Raw genomic sequence first — 15969 nt, 5'->3', positions numbered from 1 at the left:
GCGGCGCGGCGGCAGCACACCGGACCACGACACAGGGGGAGAGGGCGATGGCGGCCGAGCTGGTGCGGGGACAGAACCACCCGCTCTCCCAGGCCCGTCTGGAGATCCGGGTCGCGGCCGGCACGCCGATCGTGGTGGGGGCCACCCTCGGCGACGAGCACGGCAGGGTGGCCGGCGTCGAGTGGGTCGCCCACCCCGGCACGCCCACCCTGCCGGGTCTCGAAGTGTCCCGGCAGGCCGCCGCCGACCACCGCCTCGCGGTGGACCTCGGCGCGATGCCGGAGGCCGTGCACCGTGTCAGTGTGCTGCTCGCCCTGCCCGCGGCGGGCGGAAGCGGACCGGTGTCCTTCGGCGCCGCCGCCGCCCCGTTCGTCGCGGTCACCGACCTCGACGGCACCGAGGTCGCCTCCTACACGATCACCGGCCTGGACGCCGAGTCGGCCGTCGTCGCCCTGGAGCTCTACCGTCGCCAGGGCGCCTGGAAGGTGCGTGCCATCGGCCAGGGCTACGCGGGCGGACTCGCCGAACTCCTCACCGACCAGGGCCTGCCCGAGGCGGGCCGACTCGCGGCCGGCATCACCGAGGCGGTGGCCCAGGGCCTGGCCCGTTCCCTCCCGGCACCGCCACGACCGACGGACGCCGACCGCTCCCGCCGGACGGCCGCACCGGCGCTCGGCGGCGACCAGGGCGCCCCCGCCGCCGAGGGCGCCCCCGCCGCCGAGGGCGCCCCCGAGGCCGTACCGCCCCAACCGACGTCCCCGTACGGCAACCAGACTTCCGGCGTCCCGCCGCACCCCGCGTCTCCGTACAGCCCGCAGGGCCCCGAAGACCCGGCGCCCTCCATGCCCCCGTACGGCCCGCAGGGCCCCGGCGACCCGGTGCGGCCCACCGCCTCTCCGTACGGCGGGCAGGGCACCCCGGCGGCCGGCACACCTCAGCAACCGGCCTCTCCCTACGATCCGCAGACCAACCCGGCAGCCGCCGGTCCCCGGCCCGGGCACCCCCAGGAGCCCGCGTCCATGGACCCCGCCGCCCAGCCGCAGGGGGCCGGTCCCGGTGGCCCGATCGACTACAGCCACCCGCGCCGGCGGAGCGCCGCTCCGCCGACGCCCCCGCCGACCGCGCCCCCGGCCCGGCCCGGGCAGCCGGCGCGGCCGGTCGCCGGGGACGCCACCGGGTGGTCCATGGACGAGCGGCTCTACAACCAGGTGTGGGGCATGTTCGAGGACCTGGCGCGCACCGCGGCCGCGTACCGCAGTGCCGTGGACTTCGCCGACTCGCGCATGGAGAAGGAACTCGACCAGGCCCTGTCCGACCCCCGCAGCCGCCTCGGCGGACAGGGCGACGCCGCCCGCGAGGCGGCCCAGGCCAAGCACGCGCTGCTCGTCGACCAGGCCAGGGCGGTCCTCGACCGGGACCTCGCCCAGCTCGGCGCCGAGGCCGAGGTCGTCGAGCCCGCGCTGCCGCCGGCGTACGCGCGCTGGGACAACCCCGTGTGGCAGGGCTATCGCGTGCCGATGGAGGTGCCCATGGCCGTGCGCCTGGGCGATCTGCACCTGCCCGAGGCCGCCGAACTGCGCATCCCGATGCTGGTCCGGCTGCCGCTGGAACGCGGCCTGTGGATCGACAGCGGAGACGCCGAATCCCCGGACGGGTCGTACACCGACTCCCACGACCTGCGGCGCCTCGCGATGGAGACGGCGGTGGCACACGCGGCCCGGCTGCTGGCCGTGTATCCGGCGGGCGAGTTCACCGTGCACGTCATCGACCCCGCCGGCGCGGCGGGGCAGGCGCTCGGCCCACTGGTGCGGACGGGCGTGCTCGCCGGTCCGCCCGCCGTCGGAGCGGCAGGTGTGAGGGACGTCCTGGGCCGGCTCACCGAGCGCGTCGACCTGGTGCAGATGGCGGTGCGGGCGGGCGCGGCCGACTCGCTCCCGCGCGACCTGGACACCGCCGAGCAACTACTGATCGTCAACGACTTCCCGCACGGTTTCGACGACCGTGCCGTGACCCAACTGCGCTACCTCGCGGACGAGGGACCCGCCGTGGGCGTCCACCTGATGATGGTCGCGGACCGTGAGGAGGCCTCGGCCTACGGCCCGTTGCTCGACCCCCTGTGGCGGTCGCTGCTGCGCCTCACCCCGGTGGCCGACGATCACATTGCCGACCCGTGGGTCGGGCATGCCTGGACGTACGAGCCCGCGCTCGTGCCGTACGGCAGCGAGGTGCTCCACCAGGTGCTGACCCGGCTCGCAGCGGCTCGAACCAAGCACACGTAAAGACCCCTGACCAGCGATTTTGACCTTTCTTTTGCCAATCGCTTTACCTTTCCTTGGTGATTGGGGTACCGTCGTAGTCACGGAGGGGAGTACTCCCTGTCGATGCGGCGTACCCGTCAATACGGATCGGATTCGATCCCGGGGCGTCGGCCCACCTTGGGTGGAAGAGACCTCCGGCAGCGCGACGACGCTGGTTATTTGCCGTTACGTATTGCCGGAGGAACAGTGGATGTTTCCGTGGGCCTGTGGGTCCTGACGATCGTGGGCCTCGCCGCCCTCATCGCGGTCGATTTCTTCATCGGCCGCAAGCCGCACGACGTGTCCGTCAAGGAAGCCGGAATCTGGACGATCATCTGGATCGTCCTGGCCGGCCTCTTCGGACTCGGCCTGCTCGTCTTCGCCGGCGGCCAGCCGTCCGGCGAGTTCTTCGCGGGCTTCATCACCGAGAAGTCGCTCAGCGTCGACAACCTCTTCGTCTTCGTCCTGATCATGGCGAAGTTCGCGGTGCCCTCGCAGTACCAGCAGCGGGTACTGCTCGTCGGTGTTCTCATCGCCCTGGTCCTGCGGGCGATCTTCATCGCCGCCGGTGCGGCGATCCTCGCCAGCTTCGCCTGGGTCTTCTACCTCTTCGGCGCCTTCCTGATCTGGACCGCCTGGAAGCTCATCCAGGAGGCCCGCGCCGACCAGGACGACGAGGAGTTCGAGGAGAACAAGCTGCTCAAGGCCGCCGAGCGCCGCTTCGGTGTGGCCGACCGGTACCACGGCACCAAGCTGTGGATCCAGGAGAACGGCAAGCGGGTCATGACCCCGATGCTGGTCGTGATGCTCGCGATCGGCACGACGGACGTCCTGTTCGCGCTCGACTCGATCCCGGCCATCTTCGGTCTGACCCAGGACCCGTACATCGTGTTCACGGCCAACGCGTTCGCGCTGATGGGCCTGCGGCAGCTGTACTTCCTGATCGGCGGACTGCTCAGGAAGCTGGTCCACCTCAGCTACGGCCTGTCGATCATCCTGGGCTTCATCGGCGTCAAGCTGGTCCTGCACGCGCTGCACGAGTCCGGTGTCCACGTCCCGGAGATCAGCATCCCGGTCTCCCTCGGCGTGATCTGCTCGGTCCTGATCGTCACCACGATCACCAGCCTGTGGGCGTCCAAGAAGCAGGCGGCGGCCGAGGCGGCGAAGACGGACGGCGAAGACGCTCCGAAGGACAGCATCGAGGCCTGACCGCCTCGCACGTGGACCATGCACCTTGCACGTGGGCCTTGCCTGTAGGCCCCGGACGTGGATCCTGGACGTGGATCTCGGACGCAGGGGCCACCACCGGAAGCGGTGCTCGGCGAATTGCCGACCACCGCTTCCGGTGTTTCGTTGGGACAGAGCGGTCCCCGCCCCGGGGCGCCCCTTGTCCGGGTGGAGGCACCCATGACGTTCGTACAGATCATCGACTTCGAGACCGACCGCATGGACGAGATGCAGGAGATGGTCCAGCAGGCCGAACGGCAGTTCGCCGGGCGCGATGACGGCCCCACGCACCGCCTCGTCCTGCGGGACCGCAACACACCGGGCCGCTACCTCGTGGTCATGGAGTTCCCCTCCTACGAGGAGGCCATGCGCAACAGCAACGCCCCCGAGACGACCAGGTTCGCCGAGAGAATGGCCGCGATGTGCACCAGCCCCCCGTCCTTCATCGACTGCGACGTACTGGACTCCACCGAGTTCAAGTGACGCCGCCGGGCCCCGTCCGCTCCGCAGTGCGGGGCCCGTTCGCCTCTGCGACGATCACTCCATGATCGCTCGGGCCGCGTCGCTCACGACCCGGTGGACGTCCGCCGTGCCGGTGCTGGCGCTCGTTCTGCTGGTGTTCACCTGGGGCCGGGACCTGCCTGGCGTGGTCGTCGCGCTGGTGACGGCGGTTCTCGCGGGAGCCGTCCTGGCCGCCGTGCACCACGCCGAGGTGGTCGCCCACCGCGTCGGTGAACCCTTCGGCTCCCTCGTGCTGGCCGTCGCCGTCACGGTCATCGAGGTCGCCCTGATCGTCACCCTGATGGCGGACGGCGGCGACAAGAGCTCGACCCTGGCCAGGGACACCGTGTTCGCCGCCGTGATGATCACCTGCAACGGCATCGTCGGCATCAGCCTCCTGGTCGCCTCCCTGCGCCACGGCACGGCGGTCTTCAACCCCGAGGGCACCGGCGCGGCCCTCGCGACCGTCGCCACGCTGGCCACCCTCAGCCTGGTGCTGCCGACGTTCACGACCAGCAAACCGGGTCCGGAGTTCTCCGGCGTCCAGCTGACCTTCGCGGCGCTCTCCTCGCTGGTCCTCTACGGCCTGTTCGTGGCGACCCAGACCGTACGGCACCGCGACTACTTCCTCCCGATCACCCACCAGGGCGATGTGATCACCGCGGAGGACCACGCCGACGCGCCGTCCGCCCGTACCGCCCTGATCAGCGTCGGACTGCTCGGCACCGCCCTGATCGGAGTGGTCGGCCTGGCCAAGGGGGTGTCGCCGACCATCGAGTCCGGGGTCGAGGCCGCCGACCTGCCGCATGCCGTCGTCGGTGTGATCATCGCCCTGCTGGTGCTGCTGCCCGAGACCATCTCCGCGCTGCGCTCCGCCCGCCGCGACCGGGTGCAGACCAGCCTCAACCTCGCCCTCGGCTCCGCGATGGCCAGCATCGGCCTGACCATCCCCGCGGTCGCCCTTGCCTCGATCTGGCTCTCCGGCCCGCTCGTCCTAGGCCTCGGCGCCACCCACATGGTGCTGCTCGCGCTGACCGTCGTGGTGAGCTCCCTGACGGTGGTGCCGGGACGGGCCACACCGCTCCAGGGAGGCGTGCACCTGGTGCTGCTGGCCGCCTATCTGGAGCTGGCGATCAACCCATGACGGACTCCGTCCCCATGACGGATCCGTCCTCGTACGGGCCATACCCGTCCAGTCGTTCCTCGTGCGATCGATCCACGACCGGTCAATCCATGACCGGCTCCGCCGTCACCACCCGTACCGGACGTGTCTCGGGCAGCAGCGCGAAGCAGCCCAGGCTGAGCAGCGCGATCCCGGTCAGATACGCGCCCACGCCCCACGGCACCCGGCCGCCCCGCTCGACGAGCGCGGTCGCCACCAGGGGCGTGAGCGCGCCCCCGAGGACCCCGCCGAGGTTGTAGCCGACCGCGGCGCCCGTGCAGCGCACCCGCGGCTCGTACAACTCCGGCAGATACGCGGCGATCACGGCGAACATGGTGATGAACGCGAGCATCGCCCCCAGGAACCCCACGAACATCAGCAGCGGCTCCGCCGTGGCGAGGAGCGCGACCATCGGGAACATCCACAGGGCCGCCGCGGCGGACCCGGCCAGGCACAACGGCCGCCGCCCGTAACGGTCGCCGAGCAGTGCCGCCACCGGCGTCAGCGAGCCCTTCACCAGCACGGCGGCCATGACGCAGGTCAGCATGACGGTACGGCTCACTCCGAGGCGCTCCGTGGCGTAGGCCAGGGACCACGTCGTCACCGCGTAGAAGATCGCGTAGCCGATCGAGAGCGCCCCCGCGGTCAGCAGGACGAGCCGCCAGTGGTCGCGCGCCACCTCGGCGATCGGCACGCGCGCGTGGTCGTCGATGCTGAGGAAGCCGGGGCTCTCGACGAGCGACGAGCGCAGCCACAGGCCCACCACGGCCAGCACCCCCGCCGCCCAGAACGGCACCCGCCAGCCCCACGCCGCGAACTGCGCCTCGGTCAGCGTCGCCGACAGCGCGAGCACCACCCCGTTGGCGAGCAGAAAGCCCAGCGCGGGTCCCATCTGCGGGAAGCTGGACCACAGGCCACGCCGTTCGGCGGGCGCGTGCTCCGCGGTCAGCAGCACGGCCCCGCCCCACTCGCCGCCGAGCCCGAGTCCCTGCAGAAAACGCAGCACCAGGAGCAGTACGGGGGCGGCGACGCCGATGGAGTCGTACGTCGGCACACAGCCGACCGCCACCGTGGACGCACCGGTCAGCAGCAGCGAGGCGACCAGTACCGGCCGGCGTCCGTGCCGGTCCCCGATGTGCCCGAACAGCACCGACCCCAGCGGCCGCGCGACGAACCCCACGCCGAACGTCCCGAAGGCCGCCAGCGTCCCCGCCAGTGGTGAGAACGTCGGGAAGAACAAGGGCCCCAGGACCAGCGCCGCCGCGGTCCCGTAGACGAAGAAGTCGTAGAACTCGATGGCTGTCCCGGCGAGCGAGGCCGCCGCGAGCCGCAGCATGGAGGGTGCCCTTACGGAGCGTACGTCGTGCATGCCGCGTCAACTACCCACGGTGATCGCGGGTTACGGGGGCGCGGGGCGCGCGGCCCCTGTCAGTACGTGACGGTGATGCGCCGGGCCGGACCGTCCACGCGGACGAGACCGCCGTACGGGATGACGAGTTGCGGATCGGTGTGCCCGAGATCCACGTCGAAGACGATGGTGGTGTCGGGGGCATACACCCCCATCGCGCGCAGGACGGCCTCGCGCTGCCCGGTGGCGTAACGCGCGGCCTCCTCGGGGCTGTTGGGGTACTCGAAGGACCAGGTCTTGGGGCGGCCCATCAGCAGCGCGGAGAAGCGCCGCAGCAGGCCGCGCTCGCCCATGTTGCGCAGGACGCGGAAGACCTCCGTGGCGCTCGGCATCTCCTCCGAGGTCTCCAGGAACAGCACATCGCCGTCGTACTCCGAGAGATCGTGCGCGATCTCCCGGTCGGCCATCAGCAGACAGCCGAGGATCTCCAGGCAACCGCCCCAACTGCGCCCCTCGACCACCCGGTCGGCGTTCAGCCAGGTCCATCCGGTGCCGGGCCGGGTCTCGGGCTCGCCGTCGAAGGTCGCCGGGTCCGCCCAGTCGCGGTCGATGTCGTTCCAGTGCTCGGCGGGCCCGAGTTCGTACTCCGCCGACGTGAAGAGCGCCGCTCTCAGCGAGTGTGCCGTCTGCGGGTGCATCGCTCCGGGGCGGCCCAGCGCGGTCATCACCGTCGCACCGTGATAGCCGACGATCCCGGTGGTGTGCAGATAGGCGAGCAGGGCCGTGTTGTCGCTCATCCCGAAGAAGGGCTTCGGGTTCGCGGCGATCAACTCCCGGTCCAGCAGCGGCAGTACGGTGATCTGGTCGTCGCCGCCGATCGACGCGACGACCGCCCTGATGTCCGGGTCGGCGAAGGCGGCGTGGATGTCGTCGGCCCGCTCCCGCGGTGACGAGCCCATCCGGCGCGTCGCCGGATACTCGACCGGTACGAGCCCGTACTCCTCGCGCAGCCGATCGAGGCCCAGCTCGTAGGGGACCGGGAAGAGCCCGGGCAGGCCGGCCGACGGCGAGATCACGGCAACACGGTCGCCGGGCGAGGGCTTGGGCGGGTACGCGATCGTCGTCATCCGGGGAGGGTACGGGTCGTCGCCCCTTCGGCGCACCGTGATAAACCGGGTCCGAGCAGCGGTCCTCACCGGATCGCCCACCCCGAACGGACCGGAGGAACCGTGCCCCGCACCCTGGCCAACGCCCCGATCATGATCCTCAACGGCCCCAACCTGAACCTGCTCGGCCAGCGCCAGCCGGAGATCTACGGCTCCGACACCCTCGCCGACGTCGAGGCCCTGTGCGCCAAGGCGGCGGCAGCGCACGGCGGCACGGTGGATCTGAGGCAGTCCAACCACGAGGGCGAGCTGGTCGACTGGATCCACGAGGCGCGGCTGAACCACTGCGGGATCGTGATCAACCCCGGCGCCTACTCGCACACCTCCGTCGCGATCCTGGATGCCCTCAACACCTGTGACGGGCTTCCTGTGGTGGAGGTCCACATCTCCAACATCCACCAGCGCGAGTCGTTCCGGCACCACTCGTACGTCTCGCTGCGCGCCGACGGGGTCATCGCGGGGTGCGGGGTGCAGGGGTACGTGTTCGGGGTGGAGCGGGTCGCGGCGCTGGTGGGGGCGGGGAAGACCGACGCGTAAGGGTTTACGCGGCCTCCTCGGGAAGGATCCCGCTACAGGCGTCCCGCCTCCACGATCCGTCGCAGGAAGCGCTGCGTGCGCTCCTGCCGCGGGTCACCGAAGATCTGCTCGGCGCTGCCGCGCTCCAGCACCACACCGCCGTCCAGGAAGCACACCTGGTCGGCGACCTCGCGGGCGAAGCTCATCTCGTGCGTGGCCAGCACCATCGTCATGCCGTCGCCTTTCAGATCGCGGACGACGCCGAGGACCTCGCCCACGAGCTCCGGGTCGAGGGCGGCGGTCACCTCGTCGAGGAGCAGCAGCCGGGGACGTACGGCCAGGGCGCGCACGATCGCGACCCGCTGCTGCTGTCCACCGCTGAGCCGGTCCGGGTACTCGTCCGCCTTGTCCGAGAGGCCGAGCCGCTCCAGCAGCTCCCGCGCGCGGGCCTCGGCCTCCGCGCGGGACACACCGTGCACCCGGCGCGGGGCCAGCGTGATGTTCTCCAGGACCGTCATGTGCGGGAACAGGTTGTACGCCTGGAAGACCACGCCGATCCGGCGGCGCACCGCGTCCTGGTCGGCACGCGGATCGGTGATCTCCTCGTCGTCCAGCCAGATCGCGCCGTCGTCGATGTCCTCCAGCAGGTTCGCGCACCGCAGCAGTGTGGACTTGCCGGAACCGGAGGCACCGATCAGCGCGGTCACCGTGTGCGGGGCGACCTCCAGGTCGACGTCCCGCAGCACCACCGAGGCGCCGAAGGTCTTGCGCACCGACTCCATGCGCAGCACGGGGGTGTCGCTCACAGTGATCCTCCCTGGGCCCGCCTGCGGTCCATCCGGGCCGTCACCCAGTCCGTGAACCGCGTCATGGGAATGGTCAGCGCCACGAAGACCAGGCCCGCGACGATGTAGGGCGTGTAGTTGAGGCTGCGGCCCACGATGATGTCGGCGGCCCGGACGGCGTCGATCGCGCCGCCGATCGACACCAGTCCGGTGTCCTTCTGGAGCGACACCAGGTCGTTGAGCAGGGGCGGCACCTGGCGGCGCACGGCCTGGGGGAGGACGACGTACCGCAGTGCCTGGCGGTTGTTGAGGCCGAGCGAGCGGGCGGCGGCCCGCTGCGAGGGGTGGACGGACTCGATGCCGGCGCGGAACACCTCGGCGACGTACGCCGAGTACGTCAGCGTCAGCGCCGTACCGCCCAGCAGCACCGGGTCGACGGTCACGCCCTGCAGCCGCAGCGCGGGGACACCGAGGACCACGATCATCAGGTTGATGATGAGCGGCAGGCCCCGGAAGAAGTCGGTGTAGGCGGCGGCCAGCACCCGCAGCGGGAAGAACACCGGTCCGCGCAGCGTGCGCGCGACGGCTATCAGCATCCCGAGGACGAGCACGGCGACACCGCAGATCAGCAGCAGCCGGACGTTGAGCCACAGCCCTTCGAGGACCTTGGGGAACGCCTCGCGCGCGTACGCGGCGCGGAAGAACGTCTCCTTGGTACGCGGCCAGCCCGGCGCGTTGACGACGACCAGGTAGAGGACGACACCCGTGACCAGGGTGGACAGCGCGGCGATGCCGGTGGCGCGGCGGGAGCGGGCGCGCTTGTACGCCTCGCGGTCGATCCGCCGCTGCGAGGGGACGTACCCCTCGCCCTCGCCGGGACGGTCCGGGGCGGCGACGCCGGTCCGGCCGCCGTTGTGGTCCGACTTGCCGTCCGGCTCGCCGTCCGCGTCCTCACGGCCGGACTCGCCCTTCGCGAGCGTCACTTGAGCACCGGGGCGTCGACGGCGTCGGACAGCCACTGCTGCTCCAGCTTCGCCAGCGTGCCGTTCTCGCGGAGGGTGTCGACGGCGGCCGTCACACAGGAGGTGAGCGCGCTGCCCTTGTCGAGGACGAGCCCGAACTGCTCCGGCGTACCGCCCTGGTTCTCGAACTGCCCCACGATCTTCGCGTCCGTCACCTCGGCCGCGGTGATGTAGAAGGCGGTCGGCAGGTCGACGACGATGGCGTCGACCTGGCCGTTCTGCAGCGCGGACTTGGCCTGGTCGTTCTTGGCGTAGGCGGCGGGCTCCCGCGTCGGCTTCACGACGTCCTGGATGTAGTCGAGGCTGGTCGTGCCGACCTGGGCGCCCAGCTTGAGGCCCTTCAGGTCGGCGAGACCGGTCGCCTTGGCGGCCTTGCTGTCCTTGAGCGCGATGACGGCCTGGCGCACGTCGTAGTAGCCGGACGAGAAGTCCACGGCCTTCTTGCGCTCGTCACTGATCGACACCTGGTTGATGTCGAAGTCGAACGTCTTCTCACCCGGCGCGAAGGCCTTGTTGAAGGGGACGCTCTGCCAGACGACGGCGCTCTTGTCGTAGCCGAGCTCTGTCGCCACGGCGTACGCGACCGCCGACTCGAAGCCCTTGCCGCTCGCGGGCTTGTCGTCCTTGAACCACGGCTCGTACGCGGGTTCGTCGGTGGCGATGGTCAGCTTGCCGGAGGTCTCGGTGGCCAACTTGCCCTTGGCGCAGGTGGTCCCGGCCGAGCCCGAAGGCGTGTCGGACGCCTGTTCCGGCTGCGGAGCACAGCCCACGGTGGTGGCGAGCAGGGCGGTGGTCGCGACGGCGACAGCGCGGTACAGCGCGCGCGAGGCAAGGTGCATGGCGGGAGAGTGACAGTCCGCCGTCGTGTTTGTCGAGGTCACGGCAGGATATGTCCGCATAGTGGGAACGGGTGTTTCATTCCTGTGAACGCGCCCTGTGTCCCGCGTGCCGCGACGTGGGGCGCGCCGGGGCCGCCGGTCGAGGGCGGGGATCGGAAGACCGGCGGCCCGTACCGCGCAGGAGCCGTCATCCTGTGCGGGGCTGCTACCAGTTGACTGCGCAACCACGTGCGCCGGGAGCGCGTGTGGGGCACCAGCGTGTGTGAACGGTTCACACGGGGCGCGTGCGCGGTGCGGGCGCGGTGCGCACGTTCACCATCGCGCGCTCGCGGACGCCCTCACGCGCCTTTGGTCACCCTCACGCGCCGGTGCTCACCACCCGCGCGCGTGCCACTCCGGCAGATGCGGTCGCTCCGCGCCCAGGCTCGTGTCGTCGCCGTGCCCCGGGTACACCCAGGTCTCGTCCGGGAGGGCGTCGAAGATCTTCGTCTCGACGTCGTGGATCAGACTGGCGAACGCCTTCGGGTCCTTGCGGGTGTTGCCCACCCCGCCGGGGAACAGACAGTCGCCGGTGAACACGTGCGGATGCCCGTGCGGGTCGTCGTAGACGAGGGCGATCGAGCCCGGCGTGTGGCCGACCAGATGGCGGGCGGTGAGCTCCACGTGCCCCACGCGGATGGTGTCGCCGTCGTCGACCGGGACGTTGGTCGGCACGGGGATGCCGTCGGTGTCGTCGCGTCCCGCGTACGTGCGGGCGCCGGTGGCCGCGACGACCTCGGCGAGTGCCTGCCAGTGGTCGCCGTGCTGGTGCGTGGTGACGACCGACGCGATGCCGTCGTCGCCGATGCTGCCGAGCAGGGTGCCCGCGTCGTTGGCGGCGTCGATCAGCAGTTGCTCGTCCGTGGCCCGGCAGCGCAGCAGGTAGGCGTTGTTGTTCATCGGGCCGACCGCGATCTTCGTGATCATCAGGTCCCGCAGTTCGTGCACATCGGCCGGGCCGCCGACCCTCACCACTCCGCTGTACGTCATGACGGCAGCCTATAGCGGGTGCCGGGAACGCAGGGGTGCCCCCTACAGCGGCGGAAGAGGCGGCAGCGGGCCTCCCGCGGCGGTCAGACCGGATCCGTCGCGGCGGCCGGCGAGCCAGCCCAGCAGGTCGGCCCGGTGGCCGGTGACGGTGATCCCGGCCGGTCCCGGGCGGCCGGTCGTGATCCGCCTCCGGTCGTCCTGCTCGATCACCAGGGCGGGCACGTCGGGATGGCCCTGGAAGCGGTCGGTGAGAAAGTCGATCTCGCGCTGGGTGAACTCCTCGGGAAGGTCCTCCAGCGTGTACCCGATCCCGAGGTCCACGTGGTGCAGTTCCACCTCGATCCAGCGCCGGAACGGCACCCGGGAGGCGGAGTCGGTGACCCCGTTCCGCAGCTCCACCGTGCGCGACCAGTCCGCCGGCGCCGCCCCGGCCTCCTGGAAGCGGGCCGCGCTGTCGCGCAGGTCGGCGAGCTGCACGCCGAGGGGGCGTGGCGCGTCCCGCTCGATGTCGGCGTCCCGGGCGTCGCCGGAGACGTACATGGGGCGGCCTTCGAGGACGTTCACGAGGGCGTCCGCGTTGCGGGCGAGATGGGCGAGCACGTGACCACGATTCCAGCCGGGCAGCCGTGACGGCTCGGTCACAGCCGCGTTGTCCAGTCCGGTGGCTGCGGTGAGCAGCCGATCGGTCGCGTCACGTACAGACGCCAGGTCATGCGCGTGATCAATCATGCCGCCGACCCTAGCTCCGCCACACGTTCGGGTGAAGGTGGTGAAGGCGTGCCGTAAATCGAATGCACGTGCTATATGGTCGGGCCTGGCGTCGGGCATGCTGGATGGCCGGGGATTGTTATGCACTCCGGAATCCGACCGGCGTTGTCAGTGGCTCCCCCTAGTCTGAGAAAGCACGGGGGCCTCGCCCCTGTCACTTCTCTCAAGAAAGGTGCGGACCGGCGTGGCCGACCGTCTCATCGTCCGTGGCGCGCGCGAGCACAACCTGAAGAACGTCTCGCTCGACCTGCCTCGCGACTCGCTCATCGTCTTCACGGGCCTGTCCGGGTCGGGCAAGTCCTCCCTGGCCTTCGACACCATCTTCGCCGAGGGCCAGCGGCGCTACGTGGAGTCGCTCTCCTCGTACGCCCGCCAGTTCCTCGGCCAGATGGACAAGCCGGACGTCGACTTCATCGAGGGCCTCTCGCCCGCGGTCTCCATCGACCAGAAGTCGACCTCGCGCAACCCGCGCTCCACGGTCGGCACCATCACCGAGGTCTACGACTATCTGCGCCTGCTCTTCGCACGCATCGGCAAGCCGCACTGCCCCGAGTGCCGCCGCCCGATCTCGCGCCAGTCGCCGCAGGCCATCGTCGACAAGGTCCTGGAGCTGCCGGAGGGGAGCCGCTTCCAGGTGCTGTCGCCGCTGGTGCGTGAGCGCAAGGGCGAGTTCGTCGACCTCTTCGCCGACCTCCAGACCAAGGGCTACTCCCGCGCGCGGGTGGACGGCGAGACGATCCAGCTCTCCGACCCGCCCACGCTGAAGAAGCAGGAGAAGCACACCATCGAGGTGGTCATCGACCGCCTCACGGTGAAGGACACCGCCAAGCGCCGCCTCACCGACTCCGTGGAGACCGCCCTCGGCCTGGCCGGAGGCATGGTCGTGCTCGACTTCGTCGACCTCCCCGAGGGCGACCCGGAGCGCGAGCGCATGTACTCGGAGCACCTGTACTGCGCCTACGACGACCTGTCCTTCGAGGAGCTGGAGCCCCGCTCCTTCTCCTTCAACTCGCCCTTCGGCGCCTGCCCCGACTGCAGCGGCATCGGCACCCGCATGGAGGTCGACCCCGAGCTGATCGTCCCGGACGAGGACAAGTCGCTCGACGAGGGCGCCATCCACCCCTGGTCGCACGGCCACACCAAGGACTACTTCGGCCGTCTGATCGGCGCCCTCGCGGACGCGCTGGGATTCCGTACGGACATCCCCTTCGCAGGCCTGCCGCAGCGCGCCCGGAAGGCCCTGCTGCACGGCCACAAGACCCAGATCGAGGTCCGCTACCGCAACCGGTACGGCCGCGAGCGTGTCTACACCACCCCGTTCGAAGGGGCCGTCCCCTTCGTGAAGCGCCGGCACAGCGAGTCCGAGAGCGACGCCAGCCGTGAGCGCTTCGAGGGCTACATGCGCGAGGTGCCCTGCCCCACCTGTGCGGGCACGCGCCTCAAGCCGATCGTCCTCGCGGTCACCGTCATGGGGAAGTCGATCGCCGAGGTCTCCGGCATGTCCATCAGCGACTGCGCGGACTTCCTGGGCGAGCTCAAGCTGGACGTCCGCGACAAGAAGATCGCCGAGCGGGTCCTGAAGGAGGTCAACGAGCGGCTGAAGTTCCTGGTCGACGTCGGCCTGGACTACCTCTCCCTGAACCGCGCGGCCGGCACCCTCTCCGGCGGCGAGGCCCAGCGCATCCGGCTCGCGACCCAGATCGGCTCCGGCCTCGTCGGCGTCCTGTACGTCCTCGACGAGCCGTCCATCGGCCTGCACCAGCGTGACAACCACCGGCTGATCGAGACCCTGGTCCGGCTGCGCGACATGGGCAACACGCTCATCGTCGTCGAGCACGACGAGGACACCATCAAGGTCGCCGACTGGATCGTCGACATCGGCCCCGGCGCGGGTGAGCACGGCGGCAGGGTCGTGCACAGCGGCTCCCTGAAGGAACTGCTCGCCAACGACGAGTCGCAGACCGGCCAGTACCTGTCCGGGAAGAAGGTCATCCCGCTGCCCGACGTCCGGCGCCCGCACGACCCGTCCCGCCGGCTCACGGTGCACGGCGCCCGGGAGAACAACCTCCAGGACATCGACGTGTCCTTCCCGCTGGGCGTGTTCACCGCGGTCACGGGCGTGTCCGGCTCCGGCAAGTCGACGCTGGTCAACGACATCCTGTACACGCACCTCGCCCGCGAGCTGAACGGCGCCCGGAGCGTTCCGGGGCGGCACACGCGCGTGGACGGCGACGACCTCGTCGACAAGGTCGTGCACGTCGACCAGTCGCCGATCGGCCGTACCCCGCGGTCCAACCCGGCGACGTACACCGGCGTCTTCGACCACGTCCGCAAGCTGTTCGCGGAGACCACCGAGGCGAAGGTCCGCGGCTACATGCCCGGACGCTTCTCCTTCAACGTCAAGGGTGGCCGCTGCGAGAACTGCGCGGGCGACGGCACGATCAAGATCGAGATGAACTTCCTCCCGGACGTCTACGTCCCGTGCGAGGTCTGCCACGGCGCCCGGTACAACCGGGAGACCCTGGAGGTCCACTACAAGGGCAAGTCCATCGCCGACATCCTGAACATGCCGATCGAGGAAGGCATGCACTTCTTCGAGGCCGTACCCGCGATCTCCCGCCACCTGAAGACGCTCAACGACGTCGGCCTCGGCTACGTCCGTCTCGGCCAGTCCGCGACCACCCTGTCCGGTGGTGAGGCACAGCGGGTGAAGCTCGCCAGCGAGCTCCAGAAGCGGTCCACCGGACGCACGGTCTACGTCCTCGACGAACCGACCACCGGTCTGCACTTCGAGGACATCAGCAAGCTGCTGACGGTCCTGGCCGGTCTTGTCGACAAGGGCAACACGGTCATCGTCATCGAGCACAACCTCGACGTGATCAAGACCGCGGACTGGGTCGTCGACATGGGCCCCGAGGGCGGCGGCGGCGGTGGACTGGTCGTCGCCGAGGGCACCCCCGAGCAGATCGCGGGCGTCCCGGCCAGCCACACCGGCAAGTTCCTCCAGGAGGTCCTGGGCGCCGACCGGATCAGCGACGCGCCTCCGGTGCCGGCCCCGCGCAAGACCGCGGCCAAGAAGGCGACGGCGAAGAAGGCGGTGGCGGCCACGGCGGCGAAGCAGACGGCGACGGCCAGAACGACGACCACGAAGAAGGCCGCGGCGAACACCCCCGCGAACGCCGCGACGAAGGCCGCGCCCGCGAAGAAGACGACCCGGGCGCGCAAGGCATGACGGCCTGACAGGGGGAGCCGTCCGGAGAACCTCCGGAACCTGGGCCGTTGCGGGCCGAGCACAACGAACCCGCAGCG

At 70.6% G+C, this 15969-nt stretch carries 13 protein-coding genes; 6 read left to right on the top strand and 7 right to left on the bottom strand.

The annotated features are described in order from the left end of the window. Positions 1–47 precede the first annotated feature (47 nt). The 4 genes from ACZ5VD_RS23935 (at position 48) to ACZ5VD_RS23920 (ending at position 5169) form a co-directional block, all read left to right on the top strand. The gene (locus ACZ5VD_RS23935; RefSeq protein ID WP_468683221.1) at positions 48–2279 is read left to right on the top strand and encodes a TerD family protein; all 2232 of its coding nucleotides are present in this window, start codon (positions 48–50) and stop codon (positions 2277–2279) included. A 225-nt stretch (positions 2280–2504) separates the two neighbouring features. Beyond that, entirely contained in the window at positions 2505–3506 is a 1002-nt protein-coding gene (locus ACZ5VD_RS23930; protein ID WP_468683219.1) for a TerC family protein, read from the top strand. A 198-nt stretch (positions 3507–3704) separates the two neighbouring features. Beyond that, positions 3705–4007 (top strand): DUF1330 domain-containing protein, encoded by a 303-nt coding sequence (locus ACZ5VD_RS23925; RefSeq protein WP_468549563.1) that lies wholly within the window; start codon positions 3705–3707, stop codon positions 4005–4007. A gap of 61 nt (positions 4008–4068) precedes the next feature. Continuing rightward, a complete protein-coding gene (locus tag ACZ5VD_RS23920) occupies positions 4069–5169 on the top strand; it encodes a calcium:cation antiporter (RefSeq protein ID WP_468683218.1) in 1101 nt (366 codons plus the stop codon). A gap of 82 nt (positions 5170–5251) precedes the next feature. On the opposite strand, the gene ACZ5VD_RS23915 is transcribed toward ACZ5VD_RS23920, so the two are convergent. Continuing rightward, on the bottom strand, positions 5252–6556 hold the full coding sequence (locus tag ACZ5VD_RS23915; protein ID WP_468683216.1) for an MFS transporter: 1305 nt from the start codon (positions 6554–6556) through the stop codon (positions 5252–5254). A gap of 59 nt (positions 6557–6615) precedes the next feature. Next, positions 6616–7662: a S66 family peptidase gene (locus tag ACZ5VD_RS23910; RefSeq protein WP_468683215.1), complete on the bottom strand. Its 1047-nt coding sequence runs from the start codon at positions 7660–7662 to the stop codon at positions 6616–6618. Positions 7663–7764: 102 nt separating this feature from the next. Between ACZ5VD_RS23910 and aroQ the strand changes: the two genes are divergently transcribed. Then, positions 7765–8238, top strand: a complete 474-nt coding sequence (gene aroQ / locus ACZ5VD_RS23905) for a type II 3-dehydroquinate dehydratase (protein ID WP_468549567.1) — start codon at positions 7765–7767, stop codon at positions 8236–8238. Positions 8239–8270: 32 nt separating this feature from the next. On the opposite strand, the gene ACZ5VD_RS23900 is transcribed toward aroQ, so the two are convergent. The 5 genes from ACZ5VD_RS23900 to ACZ5VD_RS23880 all read right to left on the bottom strand — a co-directional run bounded on the left by ACZ5VD_RS23900 (position 8271) and on the right by ACZ5VD_RS23880 (position 12621). After that, positions 8271–8999, bottom strand: a complete 729-nt coding sequence (locus ACZ5VD_RS23900; RefSeq protein WP_468683352.1) for an amino acid ABC transporter ATP-binding protein — start codon at positions 8997–8999, stop codon at positions 8271–8273. Positions 9000–9019: 20 nt separating this feature from the next. Next, positions 9020–9985: an amino acid ABC transporter permease gene (locus ACZ5VD_RS23895; RefSeq protein ID WP_468683214.1), complete on the bottom strand. Its 966-nt coding sequence runs from the start codon at positions 9983–9985 to the stop codon at positions 9020–9022. After that, entirely contained in the window at positions 9982–10863 is an 882-nt protein-coding gene (locus ACZ5VD_RS23890) for an ABC transporter substrate-binding protein (RefSeq protein ID WP_468549569.1), read from the bottom strand. Before ACZ5VD_RS23890 ends, ACZ5VD_RS23895 begins: the two co-directional genes overlap by 4 nt. A 372-nt stretch (positions 10864–11235) precedes the next feature. Beyond that, positions 11236–11892: an MBL fold metallo-hydrolase gene (locus tag ACZ5VD_RS23885; protein ID WP_468683212.1), complete on the bottom strand. Its 657-nt coding sequence runs from the start codon at positions 11890–11892 to the stop codon at positions 11236–11238. Between the two features lie 42 nt (positions 11893–11934). Further along, on the bottom strand, positions 11935–12621 hold the full coding sequence (locus tag ACZ5VD_RS23880) for a maleylpyruvate isomerase family mycothiol-dependent enzyme (protein ID WP_468549571.1): 687 nt from the start codon (positions 12619–12621) through the stop codon (positions 11935–11937). Positions 12622–12844: 223 nt separating this feature from the next. Between ACZ5VD_RS23880 and uvrA the strand changes: the two genes are divergently transcribed. Next, the gene (gene uvrA / locus ACZ5VD_RS23875) at positions 12845–15892 is read left to right on the top strand and encodes an excinuclease ABC subunit UvrA (protein WP_468683211.1); all 3048 of its coding nucleotides are present in this window, start codon (positions 12845–12847) and stop codon (positions 15890–15892) included. Positions 15893–15969 lie beyond the last annotated feature (77 nt).

The sequence above is a fragment of the Streptomyces sp. NPDC032822 genome (assembly GCF_055578825.1).
Note: the sequence above shows the minus strand (reverse complement) of the source record. Positions and strands in the feature narration are given on the sequence as shown.

Bases quoted from the DNA above. Each gene is read 5' to 3' on its own strand.
- ACZ5VD_RS23935 (WP_468683221.1), top strand. From the start codon at position 48: ATGGCGGCCGAGCTGGTGCGGGGACAGAACCACCCGCTCTCCCAGGCC.
- ACZ5VD_RS23925 (WP_468549563.1), top strand. From the start codon at position 3,705: ATGACGTTCGTACAGATCATCGACTTCGAGACCGACCGCATGGACGAG.
- ACZ5VD_RS23920 (WP_468683218.1), top strand. From the start codon at position 4,069: ATGATCGCTCGGGCCGCGTCGCTCACGACCCGGTGGACGTCCGCCGTG.
- ACZ5VD_RS23915 (WP_468683216.1), bottom strand. From the start codon at position 6,556: ATGCACGACGTACGCTCCGTAAGGGCACCCTCCATGCTGCGGCTCGCG.
- ACZ5VD_RS23910 (WP_468683215.1), bottom strand. From the start codon at position 7,662: ATGACGACGATCGCGTACCCGCCCAAGCCCTCGCCCGGCGACCGTGTT.
- ACZ5VD_RS23900 (WP_468683352.1), bottom strand. From the start codon at position 8,999: ATGGAGTCGGTGCGCAAGACCTTCGGCGCCTCGGTGGTGCTGCGGGAC.
- ACZ5VD_RS23890 (WP_468549569.1), bottom strand. From the start codon at position 10,863: ATGCACCTTGCCTCGCGCGCGCTGTACCGCGCTGTCGCCGTCGCGACC.
- ACZ5VD_RS23885 (WP_468683212.1), bottom strand. From the start codon at position 11,892: ATGACGTACAGCGGAGTGGTGAGGGTCGGCGGCCCGGCCGATGTGCAC.
- ACZ5VD_RS23880 (WP_468549571.1), bottom strand. From the start codon at position 12,621: ATGATTGATCACGCGCATGACCTGGCGTCTGTACGTGACGCGACCGAT.